We start from the raw sequence: 26,816 nt of genomic DNA, 5'->3' as shown, positions 1-26,816 counted from the left end.
TGATCGAACTCGAGCCCTCGCCTTACCTTGGTTCGGGGTCTCGGCCTTGACCGCATTGGATACCGAGACGCTCTTGACTTGAGCTTGCCTCACCGCCGAGCCGCGGCCTTGCTCATCTCTCTCCGCTCACGGGCCGCGGAATCGCGGATTTCCGCAGGTGTCCTGTTATATGCTCGCCGAAACTCCCTCGTGAAATGCGAGGTGCTCGAGAAGCCGACGTCCAGAGCGACTTCGATGATGGGCTTTTCGCTGGCAAGCAGGATCTGTCGTGCACGCTCCATGCGAAGACGACGGAACGCCGCAGCAGGGGACATTTTTGCCGTTTCGTGGAACACCCGCTCAAGCTGGCGCCTGGAAAGACCCACCGATGCCGCGAGCTTTTCGATCGGAATCCCCGCCTCGATGTGTTGCTCCATGGTTATCAGGACGGCAGCGACACGCGGATCGCTGACGTGCTCGCGCAACGGCTGCCGCGTCTGGATGTCGAACTGCGTGCGGGCCTTTTCGATCTGCAGGACTTCGAGCGCATTGCGCTCCGCATCCCGGCTGATGTGCCGCCTGACGAGCGCGGCCGCAAGATCGGCGGCACTGCTGCCTCCCGCGCATGAGCCGCGCCTGCGGTCCAGGTTGAACAACCGGTCCGCCCGGACCTCGAGATCGGGAAAGCGGTCGCGAAATTCCTGGAAGTGAAGCCAGCTTACACAGGTCGCGTGTCCTTTCATCAGACCGGCGTCCGCCAGGATGAAGGTTCCCGTGCAGAGGCCGATCAAGGGTACCCGCTTCGATGCGGCGTCCTTTAGAAACCGGACGGTTGCCTGGTCGACCGGCTGGTCGACGCTGAGAAGCCCACCGACGACCGCAATATAGTCGAAATGGCCGGGGTCGACGAAGTCGGACGTGGGGGCGACCTGAATGCCGCAACTCGAGCTGATCAGGTTGCGGGTGCTGGCGAGAACCTGCCAATCAGCGAAAATCCGGCCCGACCGGTCGAGCTGATCGCTCGCCAGTCGAAGGGTGTCGACGAAGAGTGCGAAGGCCGACAAGGTGAAGGATCGCGCCAGAACGATACCTATTCTCAGGCGGCGCGGCGGCGCGACACCTCCTGACGGCGCGCCGGCCAGACTCGATTGTCCCATTGCACCTGCTCCTTCCGGCCCTCGGAAGAGCCGCCGCCGAGAACAGCATTCCTCCACTTCCAAGGGCAGTCTTTCACGACTTCTCATCTCGTTCCTAATCCATGCGCCAGGGAATCGTGGTCGTCAACGACAACGCCGTCTGGATCGGTGACCTGCACGCCCCACTCCAAGGTCCGGCGGCCGCTAACGGCGGTCCGCTGCCCAACCCAGGTCTCAGAGATTGCTGGCAAGGCGCAGGGCATCGTAAATGGCGGCGTGAGTGTTGCGAGAGGCAACGGCATCGCCGATCCGAAAGAGCTGGAAAGCGCCTTCGGGATTGCGCTCGACGCCCTGGGGAATGCCTGACAACAAGTCGTCATGGGAGAGTTCGCCGAAGTTCCTCGAAGCGGGCTTCAGATCAAAATAGAGTTCGTCCAAAGGAACGGTGCCGTGATTGACGACGATCTGGTCGACCGCGCGCTGCCTGAACACACCACCGTAGTCGCTGCCAACATGAGCGATGAGCTGGTTACCGCTCTTTTCTGCAGCTTCGAGCCGGTAGGTGACGGTGAACGTTACATCGAGCTTTTGCAGCGATCGCATGTAGGGAACCAGGTTCATGGCCATCACTTCCGGCGCGAACGAACGATCCGGCGTCATGATCTCGACCTTGCTGCCCGCCCTGGCAATGATCTCTGCCGCCTGCAGACCGGCATGATCGCCGGCATCGTCGTAGACGAGCACGTTGGTGCCGGGTTTCACATCACCCGAGATGATGTCCCAGGCGGAGACAACCAGTTCGTTGCCCTTCGAGAGAACCTCCGTGTGGGGCAAGCCACCGGTTGCGATGATTACGACATCGGGGTTCTCTGCCAGAACGACATCCGCATCCGCCCAGGTGTTGAAACGGAAGACCACGCCGAGCTTTTCGCACTGGCTCATGCGCCAGTCCACGATGCCGATCATCTCGCGACGGCGCTCACTCTGAGCCGTCAGACGGATTTGCCCGCCGGGATTGCTCGCCGCTTCGAAGACCACAACATCATGGCCGCGTTCACCCGCAACCCGCGCTGCCTCAAGCCCCGCAGGGCCAGCCCCGACGATCACCACTTTTCTGCGCGAATCCGATTTCGTGATCCTGTGCGGCATTGTTTCCTCGCGGCCCGTCGCCGGGTTGTGGATGCAGAACGCAAGCCCGCCCTGGTAGATGCGGTCGAGGCAGTAGTTCGCCCCGACGCACGGACGGATGTCGTCTTCGCGCCTCTCGATGATCTTGCGAACGATGTGCGGATCGGCCATGTGCGCGCGGGTCATGCCGATCATGTCGACCTTGCCGGCTGCTATCGCATGTCGGGCCGTTGCGACATCCTGGATCTTCGCGGCGTGAAAAGTCGGGAAACGCGTCGCCGTCCGGACCTCACCGGCGAAATCGAGATGCGGCGCGCTCGCCATGCCCTGGATCGGAATGACGTCCGCGAGGCCGGGATCGGTGTCGATATGACCGCGGATGACGTTCAGGTAATCGATGAGACCACTTTCCTTGAGACGGCGGGAGATTTCCAGTCCCTCTGCCTTTCCCGTCCCCCCGGGAAGGCACTCGTCGGCGGTATAGCGCACGCCGAGAATGAAGTCGTCGCCCACCCGATTGCGGATCGCCTTCAGAACGTCGAAACAGAAGCGCATACGGTTGTGGAGCGAGCCGCCGTAAGGTTCGTCGAGGTCGTTGGTGAGCGGTGAGACGAACTGGTCGATCAGGTGACCGTAGGCTTCCAGTTCTATGCCGTCCATACCGCCCGCCTTCATGCGCTCGGCAGCGTCTGCGAAATCCCTGATAATGCGCTCGATGTCCCAGTCCTCAATCTTCTTGGGAAATGCGCGGTGCGCCGCCTCACGGTGATGGGACGGAGCAAGGATGGGTAGCCAGTCGCCCTTGTCCCAACGTGTCCGCCGGCCGAGATGGGTGAGCTGGATCATGATGGCCGCGCCTTCTTGATGGACGGCATCGGTCATCTCGCGGATCCACGGGACGATCTCGTCCTTATAGGCGAGCAAGTTGTTGAAGACCGGCGGACTGTCTCTCGAAACAGCTGCAGAGCCGGCCGTCATCGTCAGCGCAACGCCGCCCTTTGCGCGCTCGACCGTGTAGGCGCGGTAGCGGCCTTTAGGCATACCATCCTCCGGATAGGCGGGCTCATGGGCCGTCACGATGATGCGGTTGCGCAGCGTCAGGTGCTTCAATTGAAAGGGCTGAAGCAGAGGATCGTTCGACATGCGACAGGCTCCGGTCGGGTGGTCTTGACGTCGATGCTAGAAGCGAATGTACACATATGTCAAGAATCAAAACACAAGAGCACAAAGCGACGACACTAGTGTACATTTCGTTGTAAGGCCGTGGCGGATTTGGTAGGACAGCCTCATGGAACAGACTACAGGCGACATCGAATGGAGAGGCTCGTACGAGGGGTGGCTTGCCGCGGCTTACGACTCTCTGCTCGAGGGAGGCGTCGATTCCGTGAAGATCCTGCCGCTCGCCAAGCGGCTCAATGTTTCCCGGACCAGCTTCTACTGGTTTTTCAAGGATCGCGAAGAGCTTTTGGACGCCCTCGTCTCGCGGTGGCGAGAAAAGAACACAGGCAATCTGGTGAAGCAGTCGGAGGCCTACGCGGAGTCGCTCGCGGAAGCCATGCTGAACGTCTTCGACTGCTGGCTGAGCCGTGAGCTGTTCGACTCGCAGTTCGAGTTTGCCGTGCGCAGCTGGGCCTTGCAGTCTCCGGCCGTGCTGACGGAAGTGCAGACGGCCGATCAGGTGAGGATGGATGCCCTTACCCGGATGTTCATGCGCTTCGGCTTCGGCGAGGAGGATGCGGATGTACGTGCACGCGCGACCTACCTGGTCCAGATCGGATACATTTCGATGCAGACCCAGGAGGACCTTGCGCTCCGCATGAAGCGCATTCCCCAGTACATCGAGATCCACACCGGACAGATCCCCGAGCAACGAGAACTCGATCGCTTCTTCGCACGACACGGATAGTGCCGCAACCATCTCGCCTCGAACGGTAGCCGGTCCGTCGGCGTCGTTGTTACCGGACCTCTATCGAAGAGTTCGGGCCGTTTCTCAGAGGCGACAAGCCCCCGCAGGTCCTTCGACAAAGCAATTCCGCCGCACAGTGCTGGGCGCCGTGAGTCCGTGCGTCATCCAGTCTGCCCCGAAAAGTTCCCGGCATTTAAGCGAGCCATAAGCTGAGCGCGCTATCAATTCCCTCGCGGCAAGAAATTCCGCGAGCATCGAAAGGAATCATAAAATGAACTTCCGCAGACATCTGATCTTGCCTGGACTGGTTTTCGCTCTTGGCGCATGGAGCGCTCCATCCTGGGCTGCAACGACCTCCCACGAGGGTCACCAGGCTGCCACTATCGAACTAACGCTGAACGGCCAGACGAAATGGCAAGGCGACGAGAACATGCTCAAAGGCATGGATGGTATTCGCAGCGCGCTCGCCACACGCCTCCCCGCCATCCACGATGCGAGCTTGCAACCGGCCGACTACAAGACGCTTGCCTCCGAGGTGCAGGCACAGGTCGACTTCATGGTGACAAACTGCAAGCTTGCACCCGAAGTGGACGAGCAGTTTCACATCGTCTTGGGTCACGTGCTCGACGGGGTGGCGGAACTGGAAGGCGACGCCGACCCGCGTAGCGGCGCAGTCCTCGTGGTGCAGGCGCTGAACGCCTATGGCACATACTTCGAGCACCCCAATTGGCAGCCGCTCGAGTGACCGTCAGCCATAGAAGGATTGTGCCAGCCTGGCGGAACTGCCAGACTGGAGAAGTGCCTGTCTGGCGGTCTTCCTCAGGCAGGCACAGTCTTGACGAACAGTGTTGCCTATGGCGGATGTGATGAGGCTCTTGCTGGTCGAAGACGACACGTTGTTGGGCCGTGGTCTCGTGGCGGGCCTTGGTCAGGGCGGCTTTGCCGTGGACTGGGTCCGCGATGGCGAAGATGCCGATGCCGCTCTTGCCACCACGAGCTATGACCTCGTGGTTCTGGATCTCGGATTGCCCGGCCTGGATGGGTTGAGCCTCCTGCGGCGGAGGCGGGCTGCAGGCGACAAGACGCCTGTTCTGGTGCTGACCGCGCGCGACACTATTGCAGAGCGCGTTTCCGGCTTGGATGCAGGCGGGGACGATTACATGATCAAGCCCGTCGACCTGGAGGAACTGCGCGCGAGACTTCGGGCGTTGCTGCGCCGGTCTGCAGGCGAGGCAACGCCAATTCTCCGATCGGGTCGCATTTCTCTCGATCCGGCGGCCCATACTGTGACGCTGGACGGAACACCGGTGCTTCTGTCGAATCGTGAATTCGCTGTCCTGCACGGGCTGATGATGCATGCAGGTCGCGTTATGACGCGTAGCCAGTTGGAAGAACAACTTTACGGCTGGGGCGAACAGATCGACAGCAATGCCGTCGAGGTGCACATTCACAATCTCAGACGCAAGCTATTCCCGGAGGTCATACGGACTATGCGCGGCATCGGCTACATCATTCCGGTCGAGTCATGACAGGTTCCTTGCGTCGTCGCCTTGTCCTGTCACTTTGTGGCAGCATGGTCACTGCCTGGCTGGCCACTGCCTTCTTTACCTATCATGATACCAGCAGCCTGATCGATCAGGTCACCGACGAGCATCTCCAGCAGTCCGCCGAGATGATGCTTGGCTTGGTTGAACACATTCCTCCGGACCTCATTCCGAAGGTTCTGACCGCCGAGCGCAGACCGGAACAGCGGCTCTCGTACCGCATCCTGACTGCAGGAGCACCCAGCGGAAACTACCCGCGGGAAGGAGACTGGCGCGCTGGTTTCAGCAACATCACGAACGATGGCGAGGATTGGCGCGTCTATCGTACGGACGACGGCGCCGCCATCGGGGTCGAGGTGGCGGTTCGACAAACTGTTCGCGAAGGTTTTGCCGCTAGCATTGCAGCCCATATTCTCCACCCGGTATGGATCGCCGCGCCGCTACTCGCTGTCGTAATATGGCTCCTAGTGCGATGGGGGCTTGGACCGCTCCAGAGGGTGACGGCAGGCGTCAGACAGCGATCGCCGACGGACCTGTCGCCACTTGCTCCTCAATCCGCTCCGATCGAAGTCCTGCCACTGGTCGAAGCACTCAATGCCCTCTTGTCGCGCCTGAAATTGGCCCGGGAGCGAGACCGGCGCTTTGCGGCCGACGCTGCCCATGAGCTGCGTACGCCGCTTGCAGCAATCCGGGCGCATGCTCAGGTGGCAAGCAGCACCGGCGATATCGCCGAATGCCACGCGGCAGTCGCGGAGGTGCTCACAGGCGTAGATCGCGGCACCCGCATCGTCGAGCAGCTTCTGGCACTGGCAAGAATCGACCACAGCACGACAGGGGAGTCAGCCCAACCGATCGACATGGTTGACCTCGTTCGCGATACGGTCGCAAGGATGGCGCCCCAGGCGGTCGCGCGCAACCTTGATCTGGCGTTTGAAGTGGAGCCGGACGTCGACGCAATCATTCGTGGGAATGCCGACCTTCTGGCTGGGATGGTGCGCAATCTCGTCGACAACGCCCTGCGGTATATTCCTGAGGGTGAGCAGGTTACAGTTCGGCTGTCACGGCGCAATGACCATTTGCTTCTACGTGTCGTGGATTCCGGACCAGGCATACCATTGGAGTTGCGTGAGCGAGTCAAGGATCGCTTCTTCCGGGTTAACGGCACTGCCGCTTCCGGAAGTGGACTCGGACTATCGATCGTCGCTGCCATCGCCGAGCATCACGGGGGGAATCTCACGCTTGGCGAACGATCCGGCGCCTCGGGTCTTGTGGCAGAGGTTTGTCTACCCCTGTCAAAGGGAGGCATCGAGGGTGTCCGCACATCGGATCCTTCTGGTTCCGTCCAATCGACCACCGGAAGCGTCGGTTTATCTTGACCGGTGAGATAATGTTCCGCCTCTGCGCCCTCGCAACCACTGGCATGGTCCGGCCGATGGAGGCGAGGCTGCGAATCGCGACCGATGTAGCGGGCGTTGAGCCTGAGCGACTGCTGAGATAGATCGTCGCGTGGACAGAATTATCCGCGGCCTGGTTCACCACCGATGGTGATGACGAGAGCGCTGCGATCGATCATGCAATCAACCCGATTGCGGCTCGATTAGACAGGTCTTTCGCCGTGTCTCAGCTGCATGTCCTGTTCGCTCGAGGCCATGCGAGGCGAGCCCTCCCGGCCGCGCGGCCACATCTGAAACGGTGTTCGCCCAAAGCCGAGGCATGCGGAAGGAAATTCCTGAAAGCACGCAAGGTTTATGAGCCTGTACCCTGCATTTTTGCGGGTCTTGCGCGATAACTACGTCAACCTTCATCCGTGTCCGGAGTGTATCCATGCGTTTTGCTTCCCTCGCCGCTCTTGCGGCTCTCACTCTTGCGATAGCCGTGCCGGCAAGCGCCGAGCGCCTGACAGAAAAGCCGCTCGTCGACGCCGCCTGGCTTCAGTCCAATCTCGGCAAGGAGGGTCTCGTCGTCATCGACGTTCGGGATGCAGCAAAGGACAAGCCGAACCCCTACATGGCCGCTCACATCCCGGGCAGCGTCAGCGCGCCTTATTCGACCTATGGCTGGCGCGCCAAGGTAAACGGCATTCCGGGCCAGTTGCCGCCGCTCGCCGACATCGAGGCAAAGATCGCCGCCCTCGGTGTTTCGAACGAGAGCCAGATCGTCATCGTCCCGGCCGGCACGGACTCCTCCGAGTTCGGTGCTGCGACCCGCGTCTACTGGACCTTCAAGGTTCTCGGCCACGATGCCGTGACCATTCTGGACGGCGGCTGGCGCGCCTGGCAGGCTGCCAACGGTGAGACGAGCGCGGACGTCGTTCAGCCGCAACCGGCCTCGTTCAAGGCCAATTTTCGCGACGAACTCTACGCCTCCACCGCCGACGTAGAGAAGGCGCGCGCGAGCGGTGATGTTCAGCTCGTCGACGGTCGCCCAGCCGAGCAGTTCGCCGGCAAAGCGAAGAGCCCGGTCGTCCGCCTCGCCGGCACCATTCCCGGTGCGGTCAATCTCGAGCAGGGCAAGCTCTATGACGCCCAGAAGGGGTCCTTTGTCAGCCCCGAAAAGGTTGCCGCCCTTGCCGGTGCGGCGGGTGTGAAGGAGGATGAACAGAGCATCGCCTTCTGCAATACCGGTCACTGGGCTTCGGTCGCCTGGTTCGGTCTCTCCGAGGTTGAAGGCAAGAAGAACGTGAAGCTCTATGACGGCTCCATGGCCGAATGGGCGTCCGATCCGGCCCGCCCCGTCACGCAGTAAGATCCTGCACAAAGGGGACCACATTCTCCGGGCGTGGTCCCCCGCCCTTCCGGGAGACAGTCCATGGCGAATGCCACAACAGCACCGACGCTGCCGTCCTTGGACCGCGCGCCGGTCTTCTTCATTTCCGCCGCCTTTGCCGCCATCGCCGTGGCGATCAGTGCGGCGGTGAGCCCGCGCCAGGCGCTCCTCTTCGTCATCGGTGGCCTTCTGGGTGTGACGCTCTACCATGCCTCCTTCGGCTTTACCGGCGGCTGGCGGCGGATGGTCGTCGAACGGCGCGGCCGCGCGATGCGAGTCCAGATGCTGATGATCGGGCTGACCGCGATCGCCTTCATTCCTTTGCTGGCGCAAGGCTCCGCCAACGGACTGGCACTCGCAGGCGCTTTCGCGCCGGTCGGCGTCTCGGTGCTGGTCGGTGCGCTGATGTTCGGCCTCGGCATGCAGCTTGGTGGCGGATGCGGCTCCGGAACCCTTTTCACGGTCGGCGGTGGTTCCGCGCGCATGCTGGTCACCTTGATCTTCTTCATCGTCGGTGCGGCTCTCGGCACCGCCCACCTGCCGTGGTGGCTGGCGCAGCCTTCCATGCCGCAGGTAAGTCTCGGCCAAGTGCTCGGTGTCCCGCTCGCGATCGCTATCACGCTCGCAGGCCTCGTCGCGGTCGCGGCGGTCACCGCATTCGTGGAGAAAAAGGCGCACGGATCGCTGGAGGCGGTGAAGGCTCCTAACGAGCCGTTCGCCGAGCGGCTCATCCGCGGTCCCTGGTCGCTGGTCGCCGCGGCACTGCTGCTTGCAGGACTCAATGTCGCTACGCTTCTCACCGCCGGCCATCCGTGGTCCGTCACCTTCGGTTTCGGCCTCTGGGGGCTAAGATCGCCCAGGCGGTCGGCGTCCCCGTCGAGACATGGACCTTCTGGAACTGGCCGGGGCCGGCACAGGCGCTCGGCGCCAGCGTTCTCGCCGACAACACCTCAGTCATGAATTTCGGCATCATCCTCGGCGCCGGCCTCGCTGCCGGTCTTGCCGGCAAGTTCGCGCCGAAGGCCGCTATCCCGATCGGCTCGCTCCTTGCCGCTGTGGTCGGTGGGATGCTGATGGGCTATGGCGCACGGCTTTCCTTCGGCTGCAATATCGGCGCGCTGTTCTCTGGTATTGCATCAGGCAGCCTGCACGGCTGGCTCTGGTTCGCGGCAGCGTTCGCCGGGAGTCATCTCGGCATCGCGGTTCGGCCGCTCTTCGGATTGGATGGCTTCAGAAAATGAGCAACCGTAATACGCTCCTCTTCGGCGCCGCCTTCGCGGTTGCCGCGGCTGCTGTCGCGGCTGACCATGCAAGCCACAGCAATAATCCGCCGGCGACACCGGCGGCAAGCCGGCCCGCAGAAGCCTCCGCTCCCGCGGCAAACCCGTGTTCAGCCGACAATCCCTGCTCGGCGTCGGCGCCCTGCGCGGCATCGGAAAACCCGTGTTCGGCGGCGGCCCCATGCGCCGCAGCAGCCCCATGCGCCGCAGCAGCCCCATGCGCGGCATCGGCACCGTGCGCCGCAGCGGCGCCTTGCTCGGCAGCCGCTCCATGTGCCGCCACCGCACCTTGCGCCGCCTCCCAACCTTGATCATGATTTCCGGCGAATAGCGCAGGAGACCGAGATGGCAAGCGACGATCAGCGGCGACAGGCCGCGCGCGAGGTCCTGTTTTGCGAGGCCGTCCTGCGCAAGACCGACGACACCGTCCTGCTCGACGTGCTGCGCGGTGCCGGAAAAATGACGGTCTGGCAGCATTATCCGCCCGGTGACGTCTTCGATCCGGAAAGCGGAGCGCAGTGGTATTATCATGCCCATCCGGAACCGGGTATCTCGGGCGAACACGGGCACTTCCACTGCTTCGTCCGGCCCGAAGGCCGTGAAGGGCCGGTCCACCACCTCGTCGCCGTCGGCGTGGACGCGCACGGCCGCCTGCTCCGCCTCTTCACCGTCAACCAGTGGGTCGTCGGAGATACGTGGCTTTCAGCCGAAGAGACGATCAATTTGTTGCCGCGCTTCGACGTCCAGCTTGGGCGCCCCTCCTATCTCGCGAACCGCTGGCTGACCGGCGTGCTGCGCCTCTACGGCCCGGAGATTGCCGAACTCATTAGAAAACGCGACAGGAAGATTGAAACGTGGCGTGGAGAGATGCCCGCGGCCGAGGTGCGCCAGGATCGGGCGCTCGAGGTTACTTCCGAGCTTACCGTCGATCTCGGCGAAACCACAAGAACGCTTCTGTCCGGCTAAGGTCCACCGTGACCGCGACCGCCGCCCCTTTTCGGACGGCGCGACGGCACGGCAAATCTCGAAGGACCGGGGTGCACGCGCACCCCGGACGCAATCAGGACAAAGATGAGCCGGGAGCGGAAGCGGCAGGGCTGACCATCGCACCGGCGAGCTGACGCAGGCTGACGGAGCCGAGTGCCTCTCCGCCCGCACCGACCACCACGGCCACATCACTTTCGGAAGCCGTGGCGATCGTGCGAACCGCTTCCTCAATGGTGGTGCCGACCGAAATCGTCGTTCCGTTCGGCGCCTGGCCCGGCGGCAGCGTCGTCATGACGGCCTCGACGGTCACGACCCGGCCACGATTAACCTCCTTGACGAAGTTCGCGACGTACTCGTCGGCCGGCGAGAGCACGATGTCCTGGCGCGTGCCCTGCTGAATCACTTCCCCGTCGCGAAGGATCGCGATCTGGTCTCCGAGCCGCAGCGCTTCGTCGAGATCGTGCGTGATGAAGACGATCGTTTTCCTGATCTCCTTTTGCAGGTCCAGGAGAACCGTCTGCATGTCGGTGCGGATCAGCGGGTCGAGCGCCGAATAGGCTTCGTCCATGAGCAGCACCGGCGCATCGTTCGAAAGCGCGCGGGCGAGACCGACGCGCTGCTGCATGCCACCGGAAAGCTGGTTCGGATACTTGCTTTCGAAACCCTTGAGGCCGACGCGTTCGATCCATTGCATGGCGATGTCGACCGCCTTGGCGCGGGGAACGCCCTGCACTTCAAGGCCGTAGAGGGTGTTGTCGAGAACCGTGCGGTGCGGAAGCAATGCAAATTTCTGAAACACCATCGCGGTCTGGTGTCGTCGAAACTCCCGGAGTTCGCGTTCGTTCATCTTCACGACGTCGATACCGTTCACCAGCAGCTCACCGGCGGTCGGATCAATCAAACGGTTGATGTGGCGGATCAGCGTCGATTTTCCGGAACCGGACAGGCCCATGATGACCTGTATGCAGCCGGACGGCATCTCGATGTTGATGTCCTTGAGACCTAGAACGTGCCCGAACTGTTCGTTCAGTTCGACTTTGGAGAGACCATTGCGGACGGCGTCGACATGCGTTGCGGCATTGGGCCCGAAGATCTTGTAAAGGTGACGGATCTTGATGCCGTCGAAATGATGATCAGCCATGGACAACCTCCAGGTGCTGCTGGAGCCGTTTGCCGAAGGCCTGGCTGACGCGATCGAAGATGATCGCGATACCGACGATGGCAAGGCCGTTGAAAATACCGAGCGTGAAATACTGGTTGGAGATGGCTTTGAGCACCGGTTGTCCAAGGCCCTGCACACCGATCATCGATGCGATCACGACCATGGCGAGCGCCATCATGATCGTCTGGTTGATCCCGGCCATGATCGTCGGTAGCGCAAGCGGCATCTGAACTTTCCTAAGCTTCTGCCAGCTCGACGACCCGAAGGCGTCGGCGGCTTCCAGCACATCCTTGTCAACCAGCCGTATACCGAGGTTCGTCAGGCGTATCATTGGCGGGATGGCATAGATGACGACGGCGATCAGGCCCGGGACCTTGCCGATGCCGAGCAGCATGACGACGGGGATCAGATAGACGAAGCTCGGCATCGTCTGCATGACGTCGAGAACCGGGTTGATCGTATTCTGCACGCGATCCGAGCGCGACATTGCGATGCCGATCGGAATGCCGATCACGATGGAGAGGACCGTGCAGACGAAAATCATCGACACAGTCTTCATTGTATCATCCCACATGTCGAAATAGCCGATGGCGAGAAGGGTGAAAACGGTGCCGGCGACGATCTTCCAGTTGCGGCTGGCGAACCAGGCGAAAGCTGCGATGAGCAGGAGGATGACCGGCCACGGCGTGCGCGTCATGAAGCGCTCCGACCAGATCAGAAAGTGCTGCAGCGGTTCGAAGACAGATTCGATGCCGTCGCCGTAGGCGCGGGTGAAGCTGCGAAAGCCTTCATCGATTGCCTTCTTGAGGTCACGCAGCGAATCCGGATTCATTGCCGGAAATTTGTTGAACCATTCCATGTCGATCCCCTTCCAGCCCCTGCCGATCTAGTGCCGACTTTTAGGCTCATAACGTCAATCCCGCTGCGAGCATTCGTTGCAACGGATCCGAGACAGACGAGAAGGACGGCACGTCGGGGACGTGCCGTCCTTTCCCGTTGGTCAGACGATCAGAGAGCCGCCTTGATCTTTTCGGCGGCTTCCGGCGAGACCCAATCCTTCCAGAGCGCTTCGTTCTCCTGGAGGAAGTGCTTGGCGCCGTCGTCACCGCTCGCTTGGTTGTCGGTCATCCACGCCATCAACTTGTTGACCGTGTCATTGCTCCAGGCGCGCTTGTTGAGATAGGCCATGACGTCGTCGCCAGCACGTTCGGCAAAAGCCTTGGTCACCAGCGTCTGCACCTTGTCCTTTGGCCAGTCGTTCTTCTTCGGATCCGGGCAATCGGCGACGGTGTTGCAGCGCTTCCATTCTGCAGCGTCGTAGGGAACGCCGTGCTCGAGCTTCACCATCTCGTACTTGCCGAGCAATGCGGTCGGGGCCCAGTAGTAGCCGAGCCAGCCTTCCTTGCGTTCGTAAGCCTTGGCAATAGAGCCGTCGAGGCCAGCCGCCGAGCCGGTGTCGACCAGCGTGAAGTTTGCAGCCTCTCCACCATAGGCCTTGTAGAGCTGACTGGTCACAACGGTGCCGCCCCAGCCCTGCGGGCCGTTGTGAACGGCGCCCTTGCTCTTGTCTTCGGGATCCGGGAACAACTCAGGATGCTTGAACGCATCGTCGATCGTCTTGATGTCCGGGTTGGCATCGGCGATGTATTTCGGGATCCACCATCCCTGAACGGCGGCATCGGAGAGTGCCACGGCGGCACCGATGAGCTTGCCTTCCTCGATACCGCGATTGACGACGTCCGGCAGCAGGTCGACCCAGCCTTCCGGCGCCAGATCCGGCTCGCCCTTCTCGGTCATCGACGTGATGGTCGGAACCGTGTCGCCCACGATGACTTCAGCGTTGCAGCCGTAACCTTCCGTCAGGATCAACTTGTCGAGTGCAGCAAGCACCTCGGCGCTTTGCCAGTTCATGCTGGCGATGGTCACGTCGCCGCATTCGGCGCGCGCAGCGCCCGTCATGGCCAAAAGGCCTGCGACGAGGCAGGTGGAAGCAAGAAGATGTTTCATGTCCGTTCCCTCTTCATTGCGGCATTTGTTTTTTTGCAACGGGGTGCCGCCTGGCCCCGTTGCTCTGCACGCGCGGAAACATTGCAGCTACGGGTCAATCTGACCCCGTCGTGCCTTCGTGTTTTGCGGGTGACCAGTGCACCACCATTGACAGGAGGTTTCAAGATAATCGAGGCGGTCGAGAAAGACCGCGCATGTGGCTTGCGCAAAGAGCTGCACGTCCGGCACATGTCCCAGCCGAGGCGTGCATGCTCCGACCGGGGGAGGAGATATGTCTGCTCGACGCTTGCCTGTTCCAGATAGAGGCTCCGAAATAAGAATTCGTATGCGGCCAGGCGACCAATTGGCAGCCGAGTTCATACATCTGCGAACAGCCTTCATAATATTCGAAATTCCCGGGCGTCGCTTGCCTGTGTTCGTCGTGTGAGGGGTAAAATTGCGACTTCGTCCCGTCAGGTGAACCCAACGGGCGGCATGCGTTTTCCCAAGATCGCGCAGAGGTGTCGTCTGTCCAAGAATAACGGCAACGCTCGGGCTAAACGACGCCTCTCGTGCCTCTTGTACCTTTGCCCGCAACGCCGATGCTGTCTGCGCCTCGACCGGGACCGCCACCGGGGTCACGCTGCCCGGTTGCAGGCCCGTGGCGAGCCCTTCTGCCCCACACGGAAGGTCTGTTGCCTCCGCGCTCGCGGCAAGCCCGGCTTCGAATTCCTCGCTCGCCTGTCGCCAATGGCGTTCGTGTTCACCGTCCGGTCGGCCCTCCTGCTCCCATATCTCGTAGGCTCGGCTACGGACGTGCTCGTCTCTGTCTTGCTTTTGCATGTCTATCTCCGATCTCCTTGGGAACAGCGGAGCGGACCGCGCTCCCCCACATCGACGCTTCGTATGTGTCCGCTCGCATCGATCGTTCTCCGTCCAATAGCGAGCATGCACAAACACGAAAGCTGAAACCTGTCTTCATGCCCCAATGTTCCCGGACCGGACTTCGTTTGGCACCGTGCCCCGCGGAACAATGAACGACGCAGAGGGTTGCCTTTGCGGCAAAGCTGCAGGGAGAAACGCGTGGCCGCACAAGGTGGATCGAGGACCGTCATCTATGCCGCTCTGGCGGGGAATGCGCTGATTGCGGCGACGAAGTTCGCCGCCGCGCTCTTCACCGGCAGTTCGGCGATGTTGAGCGAGGGCGTCCACTCTGTCGTGGACACCGGCAACCAGCTGCTAATGCTGCACGGCCTGCGCAGGGCCGCAAGCCCCCCCGACGAGACGCATCCACTCGGCTACGGGCGGGAAGTCTACTTCTGGAGCTTCGTCGTCGCGCTATTGGTCTTTGCGGTGGGTGCCGGCGTATCGTTCTACGAGGGCATCGTGCATCTGCTCCATCCGGTGCCGGCACAAAATATAACGGTCAACTATGTTGTCATTGGCCTGTCGGTGGTGTTTGAGGGATCTGCGTGGTTTTTCGCGCTGCGGCACTTCCGGCGCGAGAAGGGTCGTCAGAGCTACCTCGCTGCCGTCCGACGCAGCAAAGATCCTACCATCTTCACCGTGCTGTTTGAAGACTCCGCCGCCCTCCTCGGCTTGCTGATCGCCTTCATCGCCATCACCGCCGCGCACGTCTTCGAGATGCCTCTCCTCGACGGGATCGGCTCGATCGGTATCGCTCTTGTGCTCGCAGCAACGGCGATCTTTCTTGCGATCGAGAGCAAGGGTTTGCTGATCGGGGAGCAGGCGCTACCGGCGGTCCGGCGCCGCATATCGGAACTTGCGGCATCCGACCGCGACGTCGCCGGTGTCGTCGACATCCTCACGGTCCATCTCGGTCCGTCTGACGTGGTGGCGGCAATCGACGTTGAATTCCATGACGAACTCAGAACGCCGGAGATCGAAGCATCCGTGAACCGAATTCAGGAAAACGTTCGCTCCGAACTGCAGCAGGTTTCGTCCATCTTTATCAGACCACGTTCGCGACCATCACAGTTCGGATGATTGCGTCTCACTCTTGTGGCCCCGATGTGGCATCGGACCATTCCTGCAAAGTGCTTGGGGCATTACGCATCCTCGTCCTCAATCAGTTCCTCGCCACTCTCGGAGTCCATCGTCCGGTCGGTATCAGCTTCGGCATACCTGTTGAGAAGTCCGGCATCCTCGAGCGCCTCAATATCGGGCAGATCCCGCAGGGTCTCGAATCCGAAAGTGGAGAGGAAATGCTTGGTCGTCACATAGGTGTAAGGTGCACCCGGCGCCGGGCTTCGTGGCCCGGACGCGAGAAGACCTGCCGCCTTCAGGCCGGCAATCGTATCGCGGGAAATCTCCTTGCCGAAGATCTTCGACAGTTCACCACGTGTGACCGGCTGGAAGTAGCCGACGGCCATGATCACCGCAGCCTCGTGCTGGGAGAGCGCGGCACCGGCCGAACGGGTCGGAACGGCGGCAGCACGGATGGCCGGCGCGTAGCTCGCTCTCGTACGGTGTTGGAAACCGCCTGCGACAAAGACGATCTCGTACGGCCGATCGCGTAGTTCCTCACGAAGATCGTCAATCAGGAGATCAATGCTGCATCCGGAACCAACGACCTGCGCCAGGGTCTCGCGAGAGACCGGCTCGACCGAGGCAAAGATGACGGCTTCCACCCGCATCATCCATTCGCGCCAGCGCGCGGCCGGCGAGGTATGCGCGAGCTCTTTGTCGAACGCGGAGGCTTCGCTCCCCTTACGTCGCTTCACCGTCCGTTCGGCTGTTGTTGCGCCGGTCATCGTCACAACCCGTAGATCCGGAAGGTCGGACGACCGGAAAGCTCCCGGATCGCGCCGAACGCCTCGAGCCTTTCGAAGAGCCGACGGCCTGCCCAGCGGGAAAGACCCGTGCCCGGCAGCGACGCCGCGACAGCGTCGTCGGAAAGCAGTCGTTCAATAACGCCTTCCCGCCCTTTCGTTCGAACCTTCGGTGAAACAGTCATCAGGCTCCCGGCTCGCCGCTCAATCTCCGCTGCAAGCCGCAGCGCATCCGGTACCTGCAGGGCAAGCGCCAGACAGACGGCGCGGGCGAAACCCTCGTCACCCGGCCGGCTGCGGCCGCCGCCTGCGGCGCGGAATGCCGCCCCGTAGCGTGCCTGCGTGAAGAGCGGAACCGGCAGCTCCAGATGGATGAGCCGCGCGAGCACCCAGTCTGCCAGCCACCATGCGAGGACTTCGGCATCCGGCCGCATCGCAACGACCCGTTCAACGAGCGCGGCGATGACGATCGGCACCGCTCGTCGCGACTGCAACAATTCGTCGATGAAGGCGGGAACGTCGGCGAGCGCCTCATCCCAACGGAGGGCGAGCAGATCGGCGACTTCCCGAATTGTTGTTTCCGTCATCGCAGCCTTGCGCGATGCGAGTCTTCTATAGGCCACAAGAACCCGTCCTGCCGGTCCGGGATCTCCTCCGGGAGGACAGAGAAGCACGGCATCGCGAAGTGATGTTTCATCCTCCTTGCGTCCCATCAGGCGGACTGCGGCATGGGCCGACGCGAGCGCCAGCCGATTGCGCCAGCAACCCGCCCACGCGGGGGTTTCGCGTACGCGCTCGTAAAGCATCGTCAGTGCCGCGCCGGCCATGAAAGATGCATCCACCTCGCCATCTACCGTACCACGTGCCTGTGCCCAGATCGGCACAGCGGCGGGCCGGGACGAAGCAACGGTCGACGAATCAGTGAACGAATCCATGAAGCGCAGCATAGCGGAGATGTGCGCTTTTCAATACCGTTTGTGTTAAAAGCGCACAGCTTGCCGACGGGAAACTACGAACGATAATCGGACTTGGCTTCTTGTTTGGCCGCGCACGTGGCTGTATTCTATCCGCAACAGAGATAAACGCCCCTAAAATGCCCGAGAAAGCCACCACCACAACGAAACATAAGCCAAGCAGGAGCGACCGTCTACGCGGCGCCTGCGCACTTGACGCAGATACGGCACCGTCGTCCACAGAAGCAAACCGTGCGCACGGAATCCCGAAAGAGCCCGCATCCTCGCATACGCGTCGCGCCTATGCGTCAGACTGGAAGCATTTCGCGGCATGGTGCCGACGGGAAGCCGCCCCTCCCCTGCCCGCCGACCCACAGCTTGTCGCTCGCTATATCCGCGCCTGTGCTTCGGGTGAAGGGCGCCAGGACGGGCGAGCCAATTCCGTTGCCACGATCGAGCGGAGACTCTCGTCGCTGACATGGAACTATGCACAGCGTGGCTTAACTCTCTCCCGCCAGGACCAGACGATCATGTCCGCGCTCGCCGATGCCCGCAGCTCCGGCGGCCCGCCCGCCCCTCGCAAGGAAACGTTGACGCAGAGCGACCTTGCCTCGATGCTGGAAACCCTCGACCGTGGCAGCCTCAAGGGACTGCGTGATCGAGCCATTCTGCTGCTCGGCTTCGCTGGCCGCCTCGCCCGCGCCGAGATCACCGGGCTGGATGCCGGACCGGATGAGAGCGACGACGGGTGCGGCTGGGTTAAGTTCGGCCCCGAGGGCCTCACGATCAACGTCAATGGGAAGGCCGGTCAGCGGCAGGTCGAAATTGCATACACCTCCGACGAGGCTTCTTGTCCTGTCACGGCTCTCAGGCTCTGGATGCGGCTCGGCAGGATCACCAATGGTCCGATTTTCCGTCGGGTGCTCCGCGGAGGTAAGATCGTCGGGAAGACGCGGCTGCACGATCAGGAGGTGGCACGTCTGGTCAAACGCTCAGCCCTTGCAGCAGGCCTGAGAAACGGACGTACAGAGACCTCGTCAGCCGGGCTGTTTTCGAGCCGCTCGCTGCACCTTTGAGTAGATCCGGGCCCGCCAGATGATGCTCTATGGGCGGTACCTGTGTCGAACTCACGCCGCGGGCTCCCGCTCAAGATCGTGCTTGGCCGTCAAACGCGGCCGGCGTCTTTTCTCGTCCGAAAGACGGGAGAGGCAGACTGTCACCTTGACGTGAGCAGCCATGAACCGCTTTTTTGCTATATGAGAGCACTCGTGCTAGCGAAACGCTGTTGAAGGAATGGCAATGTCCAACGTTATCGAGTTCAAGCGGCCGCCGAAGCCAAAAGAAGAGAAGAAGGCAAAGCCGGCAGTTCGCAAGGCCTTGCTGTTTTCTGGGATTTTTCTGGCCTTCGTTGCTGTCTGGGCATACTACGCCTATCTCGCCTGACCTGGTGAACGATGGTCGCTGTTTCCGAGGTCCCTATCCCGTGGCTACCGGACACCCCATCTATACCGATGGTAGCGCTTGCAAGTCTTGCGGCCCGCCAATAGCTTGTCATCTCTTCCTCAAACCCGCCGCAGTCTCATCCCATGCAAGCCTACATCAGAAGCCTCGCCGATCGTCACCGGACAGAAGCCAGTGACCGACATCTCGCATTCTACCTGACCTTCGTCGCAGGCGCGGCCAATGCCGGCGGCTTCATGGCCGTCCAGCAATATACGTCCCATATGTCCGGCATGGTCTCGTCGATGGCCGACAACCTCGTCCTCGGCAATCTAGAGTTCTTCCTGGGTGGCCTTTCCGCGCTCGTGGCCTTTGTTCTCGGCGCCGCGACCTCGGCGATCCTGATCAACTGGGCGAAGCGCAAGGATCTCCATTCCCAGTATGCCTTGCCGCTCGCCTTCGAAGCCTTCGCCATGGCAGCCTTCGGGCTCTCGGGGCTGCTGGACGGTATCCTGACCGCGGTCACGGTCGCCCTCCTCTGCTTCATCATGGGCCTGCAGAATGCGATGATCACCAAACTTTCCGGCGCACGTATCCGGACAACCCATGTGACCGGTCTGGTGACAGACGTCGGCATTGAGATCGGCAAGCTCTTCTATCGCAACAGCCCCGAGGTGAAAGGCCGTCCGCCGGTGATAGCGGACCGGGACAAACTGCGACTGCTGTCGAGCCTGATCAGCCTTTTCTTCATCGGAGGCATCTGCGGGGCTGTTCTCTTCAAGACACTCGGCATTCCTGCCGCGGTGATCCTGGCTTTGCCGCTCATGCTCTTTGCCGCCTTCCCGCTCGTGAGCGATCTGCAGTCGATCCGGCAGCGCTGGACCTGATCGCTTCGCCCCCTGCTGGTTTGCTCTCACCGGAACCTGATCCAGGGCGGTGCTGGCCTTCGCACCTTGTCGTGACAAGAGCAGACAGCATTGGACCGACGGAGAAGACACCACGGCGCGCCTTGGCCGTCAGGTCCCTCAGATAACCACCCGCCGTATTGATGTGCCCTGCTCGTTCGAGGATGCAGGCCATGACGATCGCCGCATTCTCGGGTCCCATGGCTTCAGAGGCCTCCTGATACGCCGATGGGCTGACCCCTAGCATTGAGCGGACGACGACAGCAGCTGAAATGAGGTCGCGCCAACTGCTGATGACACCACCTTGGCCGTACATTGCGATATCCGGGCAGGCTCTGAGGACGAAACTAAGCGGAAATGTGGTCGGTCGTATCTCGGTTGGAGACGAACGGTGCGTGGATTCCTCCTCATGCGTTGTTTCAACAGCCTCTTCAGATTCATAGATGGATTCGGATTCTGGATTCTCTATGTGGCGCTCATTTTGACGATCATTGGCGCTCAAAACCTGAGAATTGAGATGAATTTCCAGCAACTTGACCACCTGAACGCGGAGTTCTTCCAATCCGTGGACCGCAGCGGTCAGTTCGTCGGCTGACGCGACGCGGCCAACCTTGGACGCGATGTTGGAGTAGTGCTGCTCAAGCGCCTGCCACCCGCCCGGAGTTTCTGCGGCGATGGCCGCGGACATGAGTTTGGCGACGTCCCTGCGCGCTAGGGAAAACCGTTCGCGCAGGACGCGGAGCCGCTGACGCTCGGTGGCTACTCGCTGGGCCAGTTGTGCGAATTCCTCGGCTCTCGTGAGAAGAGGAGCGAGGCTGAAGCCGTAGGCCTGCTCGATTGCGCCGCGGCTGTCCTTTCGCGCGAAGCGCTTGCCGTTGGGGCTGTCCTTGCGGATGACGATCCCCGCATCAACTAGGGCAGCGAGATGTCGGCGAAGCGTTGAACCTGCGATACCGTGGGCTCTGATGCTCAGCTGCGCGTTGGAGGGGAAGACGACAAGACGCCCGCATTCGCCGAGCTGCTGCTCGGGATAGAAGGAAAGCAGCGCATGCAGGATGGCAAGCGCTCGGTCGCCGAGACCCAACAATGTACGAGCCTCGCTGATGTCACGAAAGACATGCCATTTATCGACAGCGTTGTGCGCCGGGGGATTTGCCGAATCCAGCTGGCCTTTTAGCAAGGCAAGCGTCATCGGCCGCCGCCCAAAAGGCGTCGTCACACTTCCACGTTCCATTTTCTTTCACCTTTGATCAGGCAAAAGACGTCCGCTCACCAAAATCGGTGCCAAAGACTCTTGACTATGATTCGTGGAAATGAGAATCTCAGCTTGCTACACCTGAGAAGGGCTTCCACGACGGCAACGTTTGGGGGCCTTTTTCTTTTGCGCGCTAATCTCCTTCGTTCGTCATTTCGTCCATGAACTCGGCGTAGAGCCGGTCCAGGTTCTCCGACAGGTACTTGCCGAAGCGCGAGGCGTTCTTTGCCTTCATCGCGAGCGTGAACGCCTTGCCGGTATTCGATATCTGCGCGGAAACGCCTTTGTCGGCAGGCTGCCAGAGCAGCTTCGCGGCGGGCATTTCCGTCTTCTTAACGCTTTTTCCAGACCGGTTGAGAGCTGAAAACAGGGCATTGAACCGTTCGTCGCTTTCGAGGCTGGCAAAATCCGCGCCCTCAGTGAGGGATTGCACCCTCTCGCCGTTCGACGCCTTGCCAACCAACAGAGAAAGCTCGACCCAACGCTCGCGTCCAACGGACGGGGCAGGGCCAATCCGTTCGACGACCTCGCCCGGGATGCGGTCGGTGACAGACATCATCTTCGATACTGTTGCCTGATTGGCGGCAAGCGCTGAGCATATGACATTTCGGTCGTAGCCGAGATCGAAGAGCCTGCGGGCGAACAGGGCGCGTTCGATGAACGTCAAATTCGCCCGAGCGGAATTCTCCTGCCCCTGGGCGATGACGTGAGATTTGTCGTCCAGCTGTTTGACGACAGCGCGGACGGGCCGAGCGAGCTCGCGGGCTGCTCGCACACGACGGTGGCCGAAAACCACCTGGTAGCGCCCGCTGAGGGTAGGGTGCGGCCGCAGCAGAACGGGGGTATCCTGTCCCCGCTCCTCAATCGCATGCTTCAGTTCCTCGAACTGTTCGGATGCGTCTTCCAGGCGATCTGAAACGAATGAGCCCTCGATCAACTTCGGATCGATCTCGACAACCGCTTCGCCTTCAAGGAACTTGTCGGCCTGCTTTGCCAACTCGTCCAGCGACCGGATCATGTTCTTGGATGCGCCGCGCATGGGATAGGCGGTGTTGGACGGTTGCGACGTGGATGCGCTCTCGGGCGCGACCAATCCGGCCAAAAGATTTTTGCGTGCCATCTATTCTCTCCGTTTCTCGCGCATCGCTCTGAAAACAAACGCGAAAACCTCGTTTTTGTCAGCTGACAACTCAGCGGCCCCACGACTTGTGGATGAGGTCGCAGATTTCAGTGTTCACCGATTCGAGCGACTCCATTGCCCGTTCGTAGGTGGAACGGGTCATCTGGCTCTTGTCGATCTCATAGAGCGTCTGCTTGGTGATCCCGGCATCGGACACCGCCGTGGACTTGAGCATGTGGTTTTTCAGCACATATTGGTGGAAGAGCGTCTGCATGAATCCGACCATCTGGGCCTGTGGAACATCCATAGGCTCGTAGCGGGTGATCAGGTAGCGATACCATTCGAGATTGACCTCGGCGCCGGCGTCTCGGATCGGTTTCAGGATGCCACCGAGCATCAGCAGGAACTGTCCCATAGACATGACGTCGAGCATCTGGGGGTGAATGGTAATAAGAACGCTCGTTGCGGCGGTCAGGGCGGTGATGGTCAGATAGCCGAGCTGTGGCGGGCAATCGATGACTACGACGTCATAGCGATCGTCGACTTCCGATAACGCGCGGGAGATGCGCGTGAAGAAGGTCTTGCCCTCGTTCGACGAACGGTTCGACATGGCAAGTGGTGTGTCGTACTCGAATTCCTGCAGCTCGAGATTGGCCGGCACGATATCGAGGCCAGGAAAATTCGTTGGCTGGATGATGTCAGCGATCGAACGCTTTTCGTCATCGTACCGGATCGCCTCGTAGAGCGAGGGCATCTGGTCGAGTTCCGGCTGGAAGCCGTGGAGCGAAGAGAGCGAGGCCTGCGGGTCGAGGTCTACCGCAAGAACGCGGTGGCCCGTCAGTGCGAGATACTGCGCGAGATGGGCGGCAGTGGTGGTCTTGCCCGACCCGCCCTTGAAGTTCACGACGGCGATGACTTGCAGCCGCTCGCCCGGTCGCCGATGAGGAACATAGTTCTTCGATTCCGAGCGCCCATGCTGATCCAGGTAATGGCGCAGCTCGATCATCTGCTCGGCAGAGTAGGACCGTCGCCCGGAAGAAGATGTCTGGGGGAGGGGGCCTTTGCCCTCCAGGTGCAGCTTCTTCAGCGTGCTTTGCGACACGCCAATATAATTGGCGACCTCTGCCAGCGAGAATGAGCGGAGGTTCTTGCGTGCATTTGGTGGAAAACGCTGCACGCTGAGCAGGTGAAGTTTCTTGGAAATCAGGTCGCCCTGTTCGAGAATGAGATCCTCGAAGTGCAGGGAGTCGTCGGCAGCCAAGGATGGTTTGGTGCTCATTATGCGCTTGCTCTCAAATAACGGTATTCAGGCTATTCTTGCCCCTTAACCGTTATTATCTGCGATTCTCTGCCAGAGACAAGCCGGGGGGTCGGCTATCGGTGCAGGCGGACCATCGGCAACCCGGTCGGGCGTGGCGAGCGCGGCGGATTCGCCATATGTTTCCGTTCCTTAGGTCATAGCCGCACTGGAGGCTTTATCCAGGCGCGTCTCTGGTCATCGACAGCTGCGGCGCCTGGCTGCGCTGCGATTCAGCCCCGGCGTATCGAGAATCACCGCGACTCACCCGACTCACTAAGACCCGCTCTGCGGTTCCCCGCCATTGTGACGAGTTCCGTTGTTGCTTGCCAGTCACCCTCTGTCCGCCGGGCGGGAGACGCAGGGGAGATATCTCCAGGCGCCGTGCGGCGGCGGCGCCACCCCCGCGCGGATCCAGGAGAAGTATTGCCCGTCGGGTGAGCGTAAGGGGTGATACCAGGTCACCCCTTCGACGATGCTGATGGCGGACCGGGCAACGCTCTAGTGCCCGGCGCGATGGCAATTGTCCATATCGCGCAAAAACGTCGTCTCGGGACGTGTCAGCCCTTGCGGCGCCGGGCGAAAAGAGGGATGATTTTGATGCTTGCGGCGGCCGACCATCGGCTGGACTTGGCCCTTGCCTCGACCGAAGGCGAAAATCATGGAAAAGAGCACATTATCGTTCGTTAAACAGAGGCGACGGGCCGTGCGGTTTTCGTCCCGGTTTGGTGACAAACTGCACATAGTGCGCGGTACACCAGGGTGCACGCAGCACCGGTGAGGCCAGGAACGCCCATGGTCAGCCAAGGCACCAACGCCGGCTCTATCGGCGTGACCCAGCGTCGTCGACGATCGTTGTGAGCGGCGGATCGGAAGGGTTGCTGCCGATCTGCGGGCTCTTCGAGTCGGCGCACTCAAGTGATCTCGCAGCTGGGCCCGAGTGTCAGCAAGGCACGGCGGAACTCCCGTTCGCTCAACACCACTTCGCCAGCTCCGAGCGCACTGGCATGTCCGAGCGCGCGGGAGGTCAGGATCTGGGCAGTTTCGACGGCCCGGTCCAGCGCCAGGCCGTGCCCCAGTCCCGCGATGATAAGAGCCGCGAAGAGATCACCGGTCCCGGGCAGGGCGACCGGCAGGTGTCGCGTCGGATGACGGCTGATACCGTCGGAGCTGAGGATGACGCTTTCGATATGCCCGCCGGGCGTATCATCGAGAGCGCAGCCGGTGGCGATCAGTCTGCCCTGTACCGAGATGTGCAGAGCCTGCCTTGCCGCTTCGAGGTCGGCGAGCGTTGTGATCTCGCGGCCGGTGAGCCAGGTGAGCTCGAACGGGTTGGGTGTTGCAATATCTGCCATCGGCAGCAGTCGCGCGCGCATCACGTCGGCAATTGCCTCGGGTACATAGAGCCCGGGACCGGCATCACCCATGACCGGGTCGCAAAGATAAATGAGGTCGGGGTTTGCTGCCTTCGCCTCGGCCACGAAATCCGCGACCATGAGCGCCACGTCAAGCGAACCTATGTAGCCCGTCAGGATGAATGCCGCTCGCTCCGGCAGAGCCCGCTCCCGCGCGCCCTGCAACAGGTCGGAGAAGAACTCCGGCGGCAGGGCATGGCCGCGGAGCGTCGGATAATTGGGGGTGTTCGAGAAGACCACGGTGGGGATCGACGCCACCTCGAGCCCCGCTGCCTGCATTGGAAACAGGGCGGCGGAATTGCCGACGTGGCCGAAGACCACCTGGCTCTGGATCGAGATCACGAAAGGGGGGCGGGTCATGCGGTACCATCCAGTCTGTTGCTCCAGTCCTCGACCCGGCCGCTCTCCAGCCGGCGGACAGCATATTTGCGCCAGCCTTCGGCCAGCACATCGAGCGCGGCGATGCCCGCCAGTTCGCGCAGGTTCAGCCGGTCGACATAGAGCGCCTGCCAGAGTCGGCGCAGGGTCCAGTCGGGAGCGGTCCGATCGATCAGCTCCAGCCGGTCTCCGGACCGCACGACGCCGGGCTGCAGAACCCGGTAATACCAGCCGGTGCGGCCGGTCTGTTGCACTAGGCGAGCCATGTCCGGCACGTCGAACCGGCGGTTGAGTTTCCAGCAGGGTTGCCGTCCCTGGGATACCTGCAGGATGGCTGTGCCGAGCCGGAAGACGTCTCCCACTGCGACGGTGCTTTCTGTGAGACTGGTCGTTGAAATGTTCTCTCCGAAACCGCCGGGCGTGAGCAGCGGGGGCAGGGGGCCGAGCTCGTTGCGCCACGCGGCGTAGTGATCGAACGGATAGTGATGCATCGCCTTCTCGATCCCGCCATGCACGCGACGGTCAGCCTGTTCGTCGCCTTCGAGCCCTTCACGGCCGAGGGCGAGCGGCCGGTCCGGCGGTGTCTTGACGATTCCGCTGAGGGCACCGCTGCCGGGCAGGGGGCTGGCGCGGCCTGTCAGGAGTGTGGCCGTGATCATATCCGCAGCCCCCGCAACCATGTATTGAGCATGGCCTGTCCCGCGATCCGCAGGGAAGGGCCGTTCTCTTCTGCGGCGCGCCGAAGATCCTCGGGGCGGATGCCGGCGTGTGCAAGTTCCACGCTGTGGCCGATCAGCCAGCGTTCGAAGGTCGGCAATTCCCCGGCCTCCGGATGAAACTGCAATCCCAGCACGTTCGGCGCCAACGCGAAGGCCTGCGTGGCGCAGGCCGAGGTCGTCGCGAGGTTTTCCGCCATGGCTGGTGTCTCGAAGGCCTCGCCGTGCCAATGCAGGACCGAAACGCCATCAAGGGCCGCGAGCGGCCCCTTGCGTCCTGCCTCCGTCAGTTCCAGCGGAGCGAATCCGATTTCCTTGCCGGGCATGGGTGCCACCTTTGCGCCGAGCGCTGCCGCCATGAGCTGCGCGCCGAGGCAGATACCGAGCGTCGGCCGGCGGGCGGCGAGGCGCGGTGCGAGCCATTCGCGCTCCGCCGTCATGGATGGATAGGCCTGCTCGTCGTTCACGCCGATCGGACCGCCGAGAACCACGACGAGGTCGGCGTCCAGCGGATCGGGCAGGGGGTCGATGCCGGCTTCGATCAGGACAGGCCGATAGCCTTCATCCTCCAGAACAGGGGCAAAGCTGCCGAGGTCTTCGAAGGTCAGATGGCGCAGGATAAGAGCGGATTTCGACACGGATGTCCTCTTGCGTTTCCGTGCCGGTCTCGC

The 26,816-nt window shown here is 61.7% G+C and carries 25 protein-coding genes and 1 pseudogene; 12 read left to right on the top strand and 14 right to left on the bottom strand.

Annotated features, from left to right (window positions below):
• Nucleotides 1-89: 89 nt before the first annotated feature.
• Together H4I97_RS20145 and H4I97_RS20140 are read right to left on the bottom strand one after the other, a co-directional pair.
• Nucleotides 90-1,136, bottom strand: a complete 1,047-nt coding sequence (locus tag H4I97_RS20145; RefSeq protein WP_182308718.1) for a GlxA family transcriptional regulator — start codon at nucleotides 1,134-1,136, stop codon at nucleotides 90-92.
• 213 nt (nucleotides 1,137-1,349) lie between these two features.
• A complete protein-coding gene (locus H4I97_RS20140) occupies nucleotides 1,350-3,386 on the bottom strand; it encodes an NADH:flavin oxidoreductase (protein WP_182308715.1) in 2,037 nt (678 codons plus the stop codon).
• A gap of 145 nt (nucleotides 3,387-3,531) precedes the next feature.
• On the opposite strand from H4I97_RS20140, the gene H4I97_RS20135 reads away from it, so the two are divergent.
• The 8 genes and pseudogenes from H4I97_RS20135 to H4I97_RS20100 all read left to right on the top strand — a co-directional run bounded on the left by H4I97_RS20135 (nucleotide 3,532) and on the right by H4I97_RS20100 (nucleotide 10,705).
• The gene (locus tag H4I97_RS20135) at nucleotides 3,532-4,149 is read left to right on the top strand and encodes a TetR/AcrR family transcriptional regulator (RefSeq protein WP_182308713.1); all 618 of its coding nucleotides are present in this window, start codon (nucleotides 3,532-3,534) and stop codon (nucleotides 4,147-4,149) included.
• A 271-nt stretch (nucleotides 4,150-4,420) separates the two neighbouring features.
• Nucleotides 4,421-4,894: a hypothetical protein gene (locus tag H4I97_RS20130; RefSeq protein WP_182308711.1), complete on the top strand. Its 474-nt coding sequence runs from the start codon at nucleotides 4,421-4,423 to the stop codon at nucleotides 4,892-4,894.
• A 121-nt stretch (nucleotides 4,895-5,015) separates the two neighbouring features.
• A complete protein-coding gene (locus H4I97_RS20125; RefSeq protein ID WP_182308709.1) occupies nucleotides 5,016-5,678 on the top strand; it encodes a response regulator in 663 nt (220 codons plus the stop codon).
• 44 nt (nucleotides 5,679-5,722) lie between these two features.
• Complete coding sequence (locus H4I97_RS20120; RefSeq protein ID WP_182308707.1) at nucleotides 5,723-7,069, top strand: ATP-binding protein; 1,347 nt, start codon at nucleotides 5,723-5,725, stop codon at nucleotides 7,067-7,069.
• Nucleotides 7,070-7,517: 448 nt separating this feature from the next.
• Nucleotides 7,518-8,438 (top strand): sulfurtransferase, encoded by a 921-nt coding sequence (locus H4I97_RS20115; protein ID WP_182308705.1) that lies wholly within the window; start codon nucleotides 7,518-7,520, stop codon nucleotides 8,436-8,438.
• 63 nt (nucleotides 8,439-8,501) lie between these two features.
• Nucleotides 8,502-9,700, top strand: a pseudogene (locus H4I97_RS20110) (YeeE/YedE family protein).
• Between the two features lie 145 nt (nucleotides 9,701-9,845).
• Nucleotides 9,846-10,070 carry a hypothetical protein gene (locus H4I97_RS20105; protein WP_182308703.1) on the top strand — a complete coding sequence of 75 codons (225 nt, stop codon included), beginning with the start codon at nucleotides 9,846-9,848 and terminating at the stop codon, nucleotides 10,068-10,070.
• 14 nt (nucleotides 10,071-10,084) lie between these two features.
• Nucleotides 10,085-10,705: a DUF6969 family protein gene (locus H4I97_RS20100; protein ID WP_182308701.1), complete on the top strand. Its 621-nt coding sequence runs from the start codon at nucleotides 10,085-10,087 to the stop codon at nucleotides 10,703-10,705.
• Between the two features lie 94 nt (nucleotides 10,706-10,799).
• Here H4I97_RS20100 and H4I97_RS20095 read toward each other — a convergent pair whose 3' ends face one another.
• From H4I97_RS20095 to H4I97_RS20080, 4 genes are all read right to left on the bottom strand, one after another.
• Nucleotides 10,800-11,867: a quaternary amine ABC transporter ATP-binding protein gene (locus tag H4I97_RS20095; RefSeq protein ID WP_182308699.1), complete on the bottom strand. Its 1,068-nt coding sequence runs from the start codon at nucleotides 11,865-11,867 to the stop codon at nucleotides 10,800-10,802.
• Entirely contained in the window at nucleotides 11,860-12,747 is an 888-nt protein-coding gene (locus H4I97_RS20090) for an ABC transporter permease (protein ID WP_182308697.1), read from the bottom strand. The genes H4I97_RS20095 and H4I97_RS20090 overlap by 8 nt, the downstream gene beginning before the upstream one ends.
• 149 nt (nucleotides 12,748-12,896) lie before the next feature.
• On the bottom strand, nucleotides 12,897-13,895 hold the full coding sequence (locus tag H4I97_RS20085; RefSeq protein WP_182308696.1) for an ABC transporter substrate-binding protein: 999 nt from the start codon (nucleotides 13,893-13,895) through the stop codon (nucleotides 12,897-12,899).
• A gap of 87 nt (nucleotides 13,896-13,982) precedes the next feature.
• Nucleotides 13,983-14,717, bottom strand: coding sequence for a DUF2934 domain-containing protein (locus tag H4I97_RS20080; RefSeq protein ID WP_182308694.1), 735 nt, complete (start codon nucleotides 14,715-14,717; stop codon nucleotides 13,983-13,985).
• 240 nt (nucleotides 14,718-14,957) lie between these two features.
• Here H4I97_RS20080 and H4I97_RS20075 point away from each other — a divergent pair, with 240 nt between their 5' ends.
• On the top strand, nucleotides 14,958-15,881 hold the full coding sequence (locus H4I97_RS20075; protein WP_182308692.1) for a cation diffusion facilitator family transporter: 924 nt from the start codon (nucleotides 14,958-14,960) through the stop codon (nucleotides 15,879-15,881).
• 62 nt (nucleotides 15,882-15,943) lie between these two features.
• On the opposite strand, the gene scpB is transcribed toward H4I97_RS20075, so the two are convergent.
• A complete protein-coding gene (scpB, locus tag H4I97_RS20070) occupies nucleotides 15,944-16,648 on the bottom strand; it encodes an SMC-Scp complex subunit ScpB (protein ID WP_182308690.1) in 705 nt (234 codons plus the stop codon).
• 2 nt (nucleotides 16,649-16,650) lie between these two features.
• Nucleotides 16,651-17,601: a DUF1403 family protein gene (locus tag H4I97_RS20065; RefSeq protein ID WP_244658880.1), complete on the bottom strand. Its 951-nt coding sequence runs from the start codon at nucleotides 17,599-17,601 to the stop codon at nucleotides 16,651-16,653.
• A 548-nt stretch (nucleotides 17,602-18,149) separates the two neighbouring features.
• Between H4I97_RS20065 and H4I97_RS20060 the strand changes: the two genes are divergently transcribed.
• The 3 genes from H4I97_RS20060 (at nucleotide 18,150) to H4I97_RS20050 (ending at nucleotide 19,946) form a co-directional block, all read left to right on the top strand.
• The gene (locus tag H4I97_RS20060) at nucleotides 18,150-18,695 is read left to right on the top strand and encodes a site-specific integrase (protein WP_182308686.1); all 546 of its coding nucleotides are present in this window, start codon (nucleotides 18,150-18,152) and stop codon (nucleotides 18,693-18,695) included.
• 223 nt (nucleotides 18,696-18,918) lie between these two features.
• Entirely contained in the window at nucleotides 18,919-19,062 is a 144-nt protein-coding gene (locus H4I97_RS20055) for a hypothetical protein (RefSeq protein ID WP_182308684.1), read from the top strand.
• 143 nt (nucleotides 19,063-19,205) lie between these two features.
• Nucleotides 19,206-19,946: a YoaK family protein gene (locus tag H4I97_RS20050; RefSeq protein WP_182308682.1), complete on the top strand. Its 741-nt coding sequence runs from the start codon at nucleotides 19,206-19,208 to the stop codon at nucleotides 19,944-19,946.
• Here the strand turns inward: H4I97_RS20050 and repC are convergent.
• From repC to H4I97_RS20020, 6 genes are all read right to left on the bottom strand, one after another.
• Nucleotides 19,882-21,156, bottom strand: a complete 1,275-nt coding sequence (gene repC, locus H4I97_RS20045; RefSeq protein ID WP_342344145.1) for a plasmid replication protein RepC — start codon at nucleotides 21,154-21,156, stop codon at nucleotides 19,882-19,884. The genes H4I97_RS20050 and repC overlap by 65 nt on opposite strands.
• Nucleotides 21,157-21,352: 196 nt before the next feature.
• A complete protein-coding gene (gene repB / locus H4I97_RS20040; RefSeq protein ID WP_182308678.1) occupies nucleotides 21,353-22,339 on the bottom strand; it encodes a plasmid partitioning protein RepB in 987 nt (328 codons plus the stop codon).
• A gap of 70 nt (nucleotides 22,340-22,409) precedes the next feature.
• Nucleotides 22,410-23,618, bottom strand: coding sequence for a plasmid partitioning protein RepA (gene repA / locus H4I97_RS20035; RefSeq protein ID WP_182308676.1), 1,209 nt, complete (start codon nucleotides 23,616-23,618; stop codon nucleotides 22,410-22,412).
• A gap of 932 nt (nucleotides 23,619-24,550) precedes the next feature.
• A complete protein-coding gene (gene pdxY, locus H4I97_RS20030; RefSeq protein WP_182308674.1) occupies nucleotides 24,551-25,411 on the bottom strand; it encodes a pyridoxal kinase in 861 nt (286 codons plus the stop codon).
• On the bottom strand, nucleotides 25,408-26,088 hold the full coding sequence (locus tag H4I97_RS20025; RefSeq protein ID WP_182308672.1) for an MOSC domain-containing protein: 681 nt from the start codon (nucleotides 26,086-26,088) through the stop codon (nucleotides 25,408-25,410). The genes pdxY and H4I97_RS20025 overlap by 4 nt, the downstream gene beginning before the upstream one ends.
• Nucleotides 26,085-26,783 (bottom strand): glutamine amidotransferase, encoded by a 699-nt coding sequence (locus H4I97_RS20020; RefSeq protein WP_182308670.1) that lies wholly within the window; start codon nucleotides 26,781-26,783, stop codon nucleotides 26,085-26,087. Before H4I97_RS20020 ends, H4I97_RS20025 begins: the two co-directional genes overlap by 4 nt.
• Between the last annotated feature and the right edge of the window lie 33 nt (nucleotides 26,784-26,816).

The organism is Ciceribacter thiooxidans (assembly GCF_014126615.1).
Lineage (GTDB): Bacteria > Pseudomonadota > Alphaproteobacteria > Rhizobiales > Rhizobiaceae > Allorhizobium > Allorhizobium thiooxidans.
Note: the sequence above shows the minus strand (reverse complement) of the source record. Positions and strands in the feature narration are given on the sequence as shown.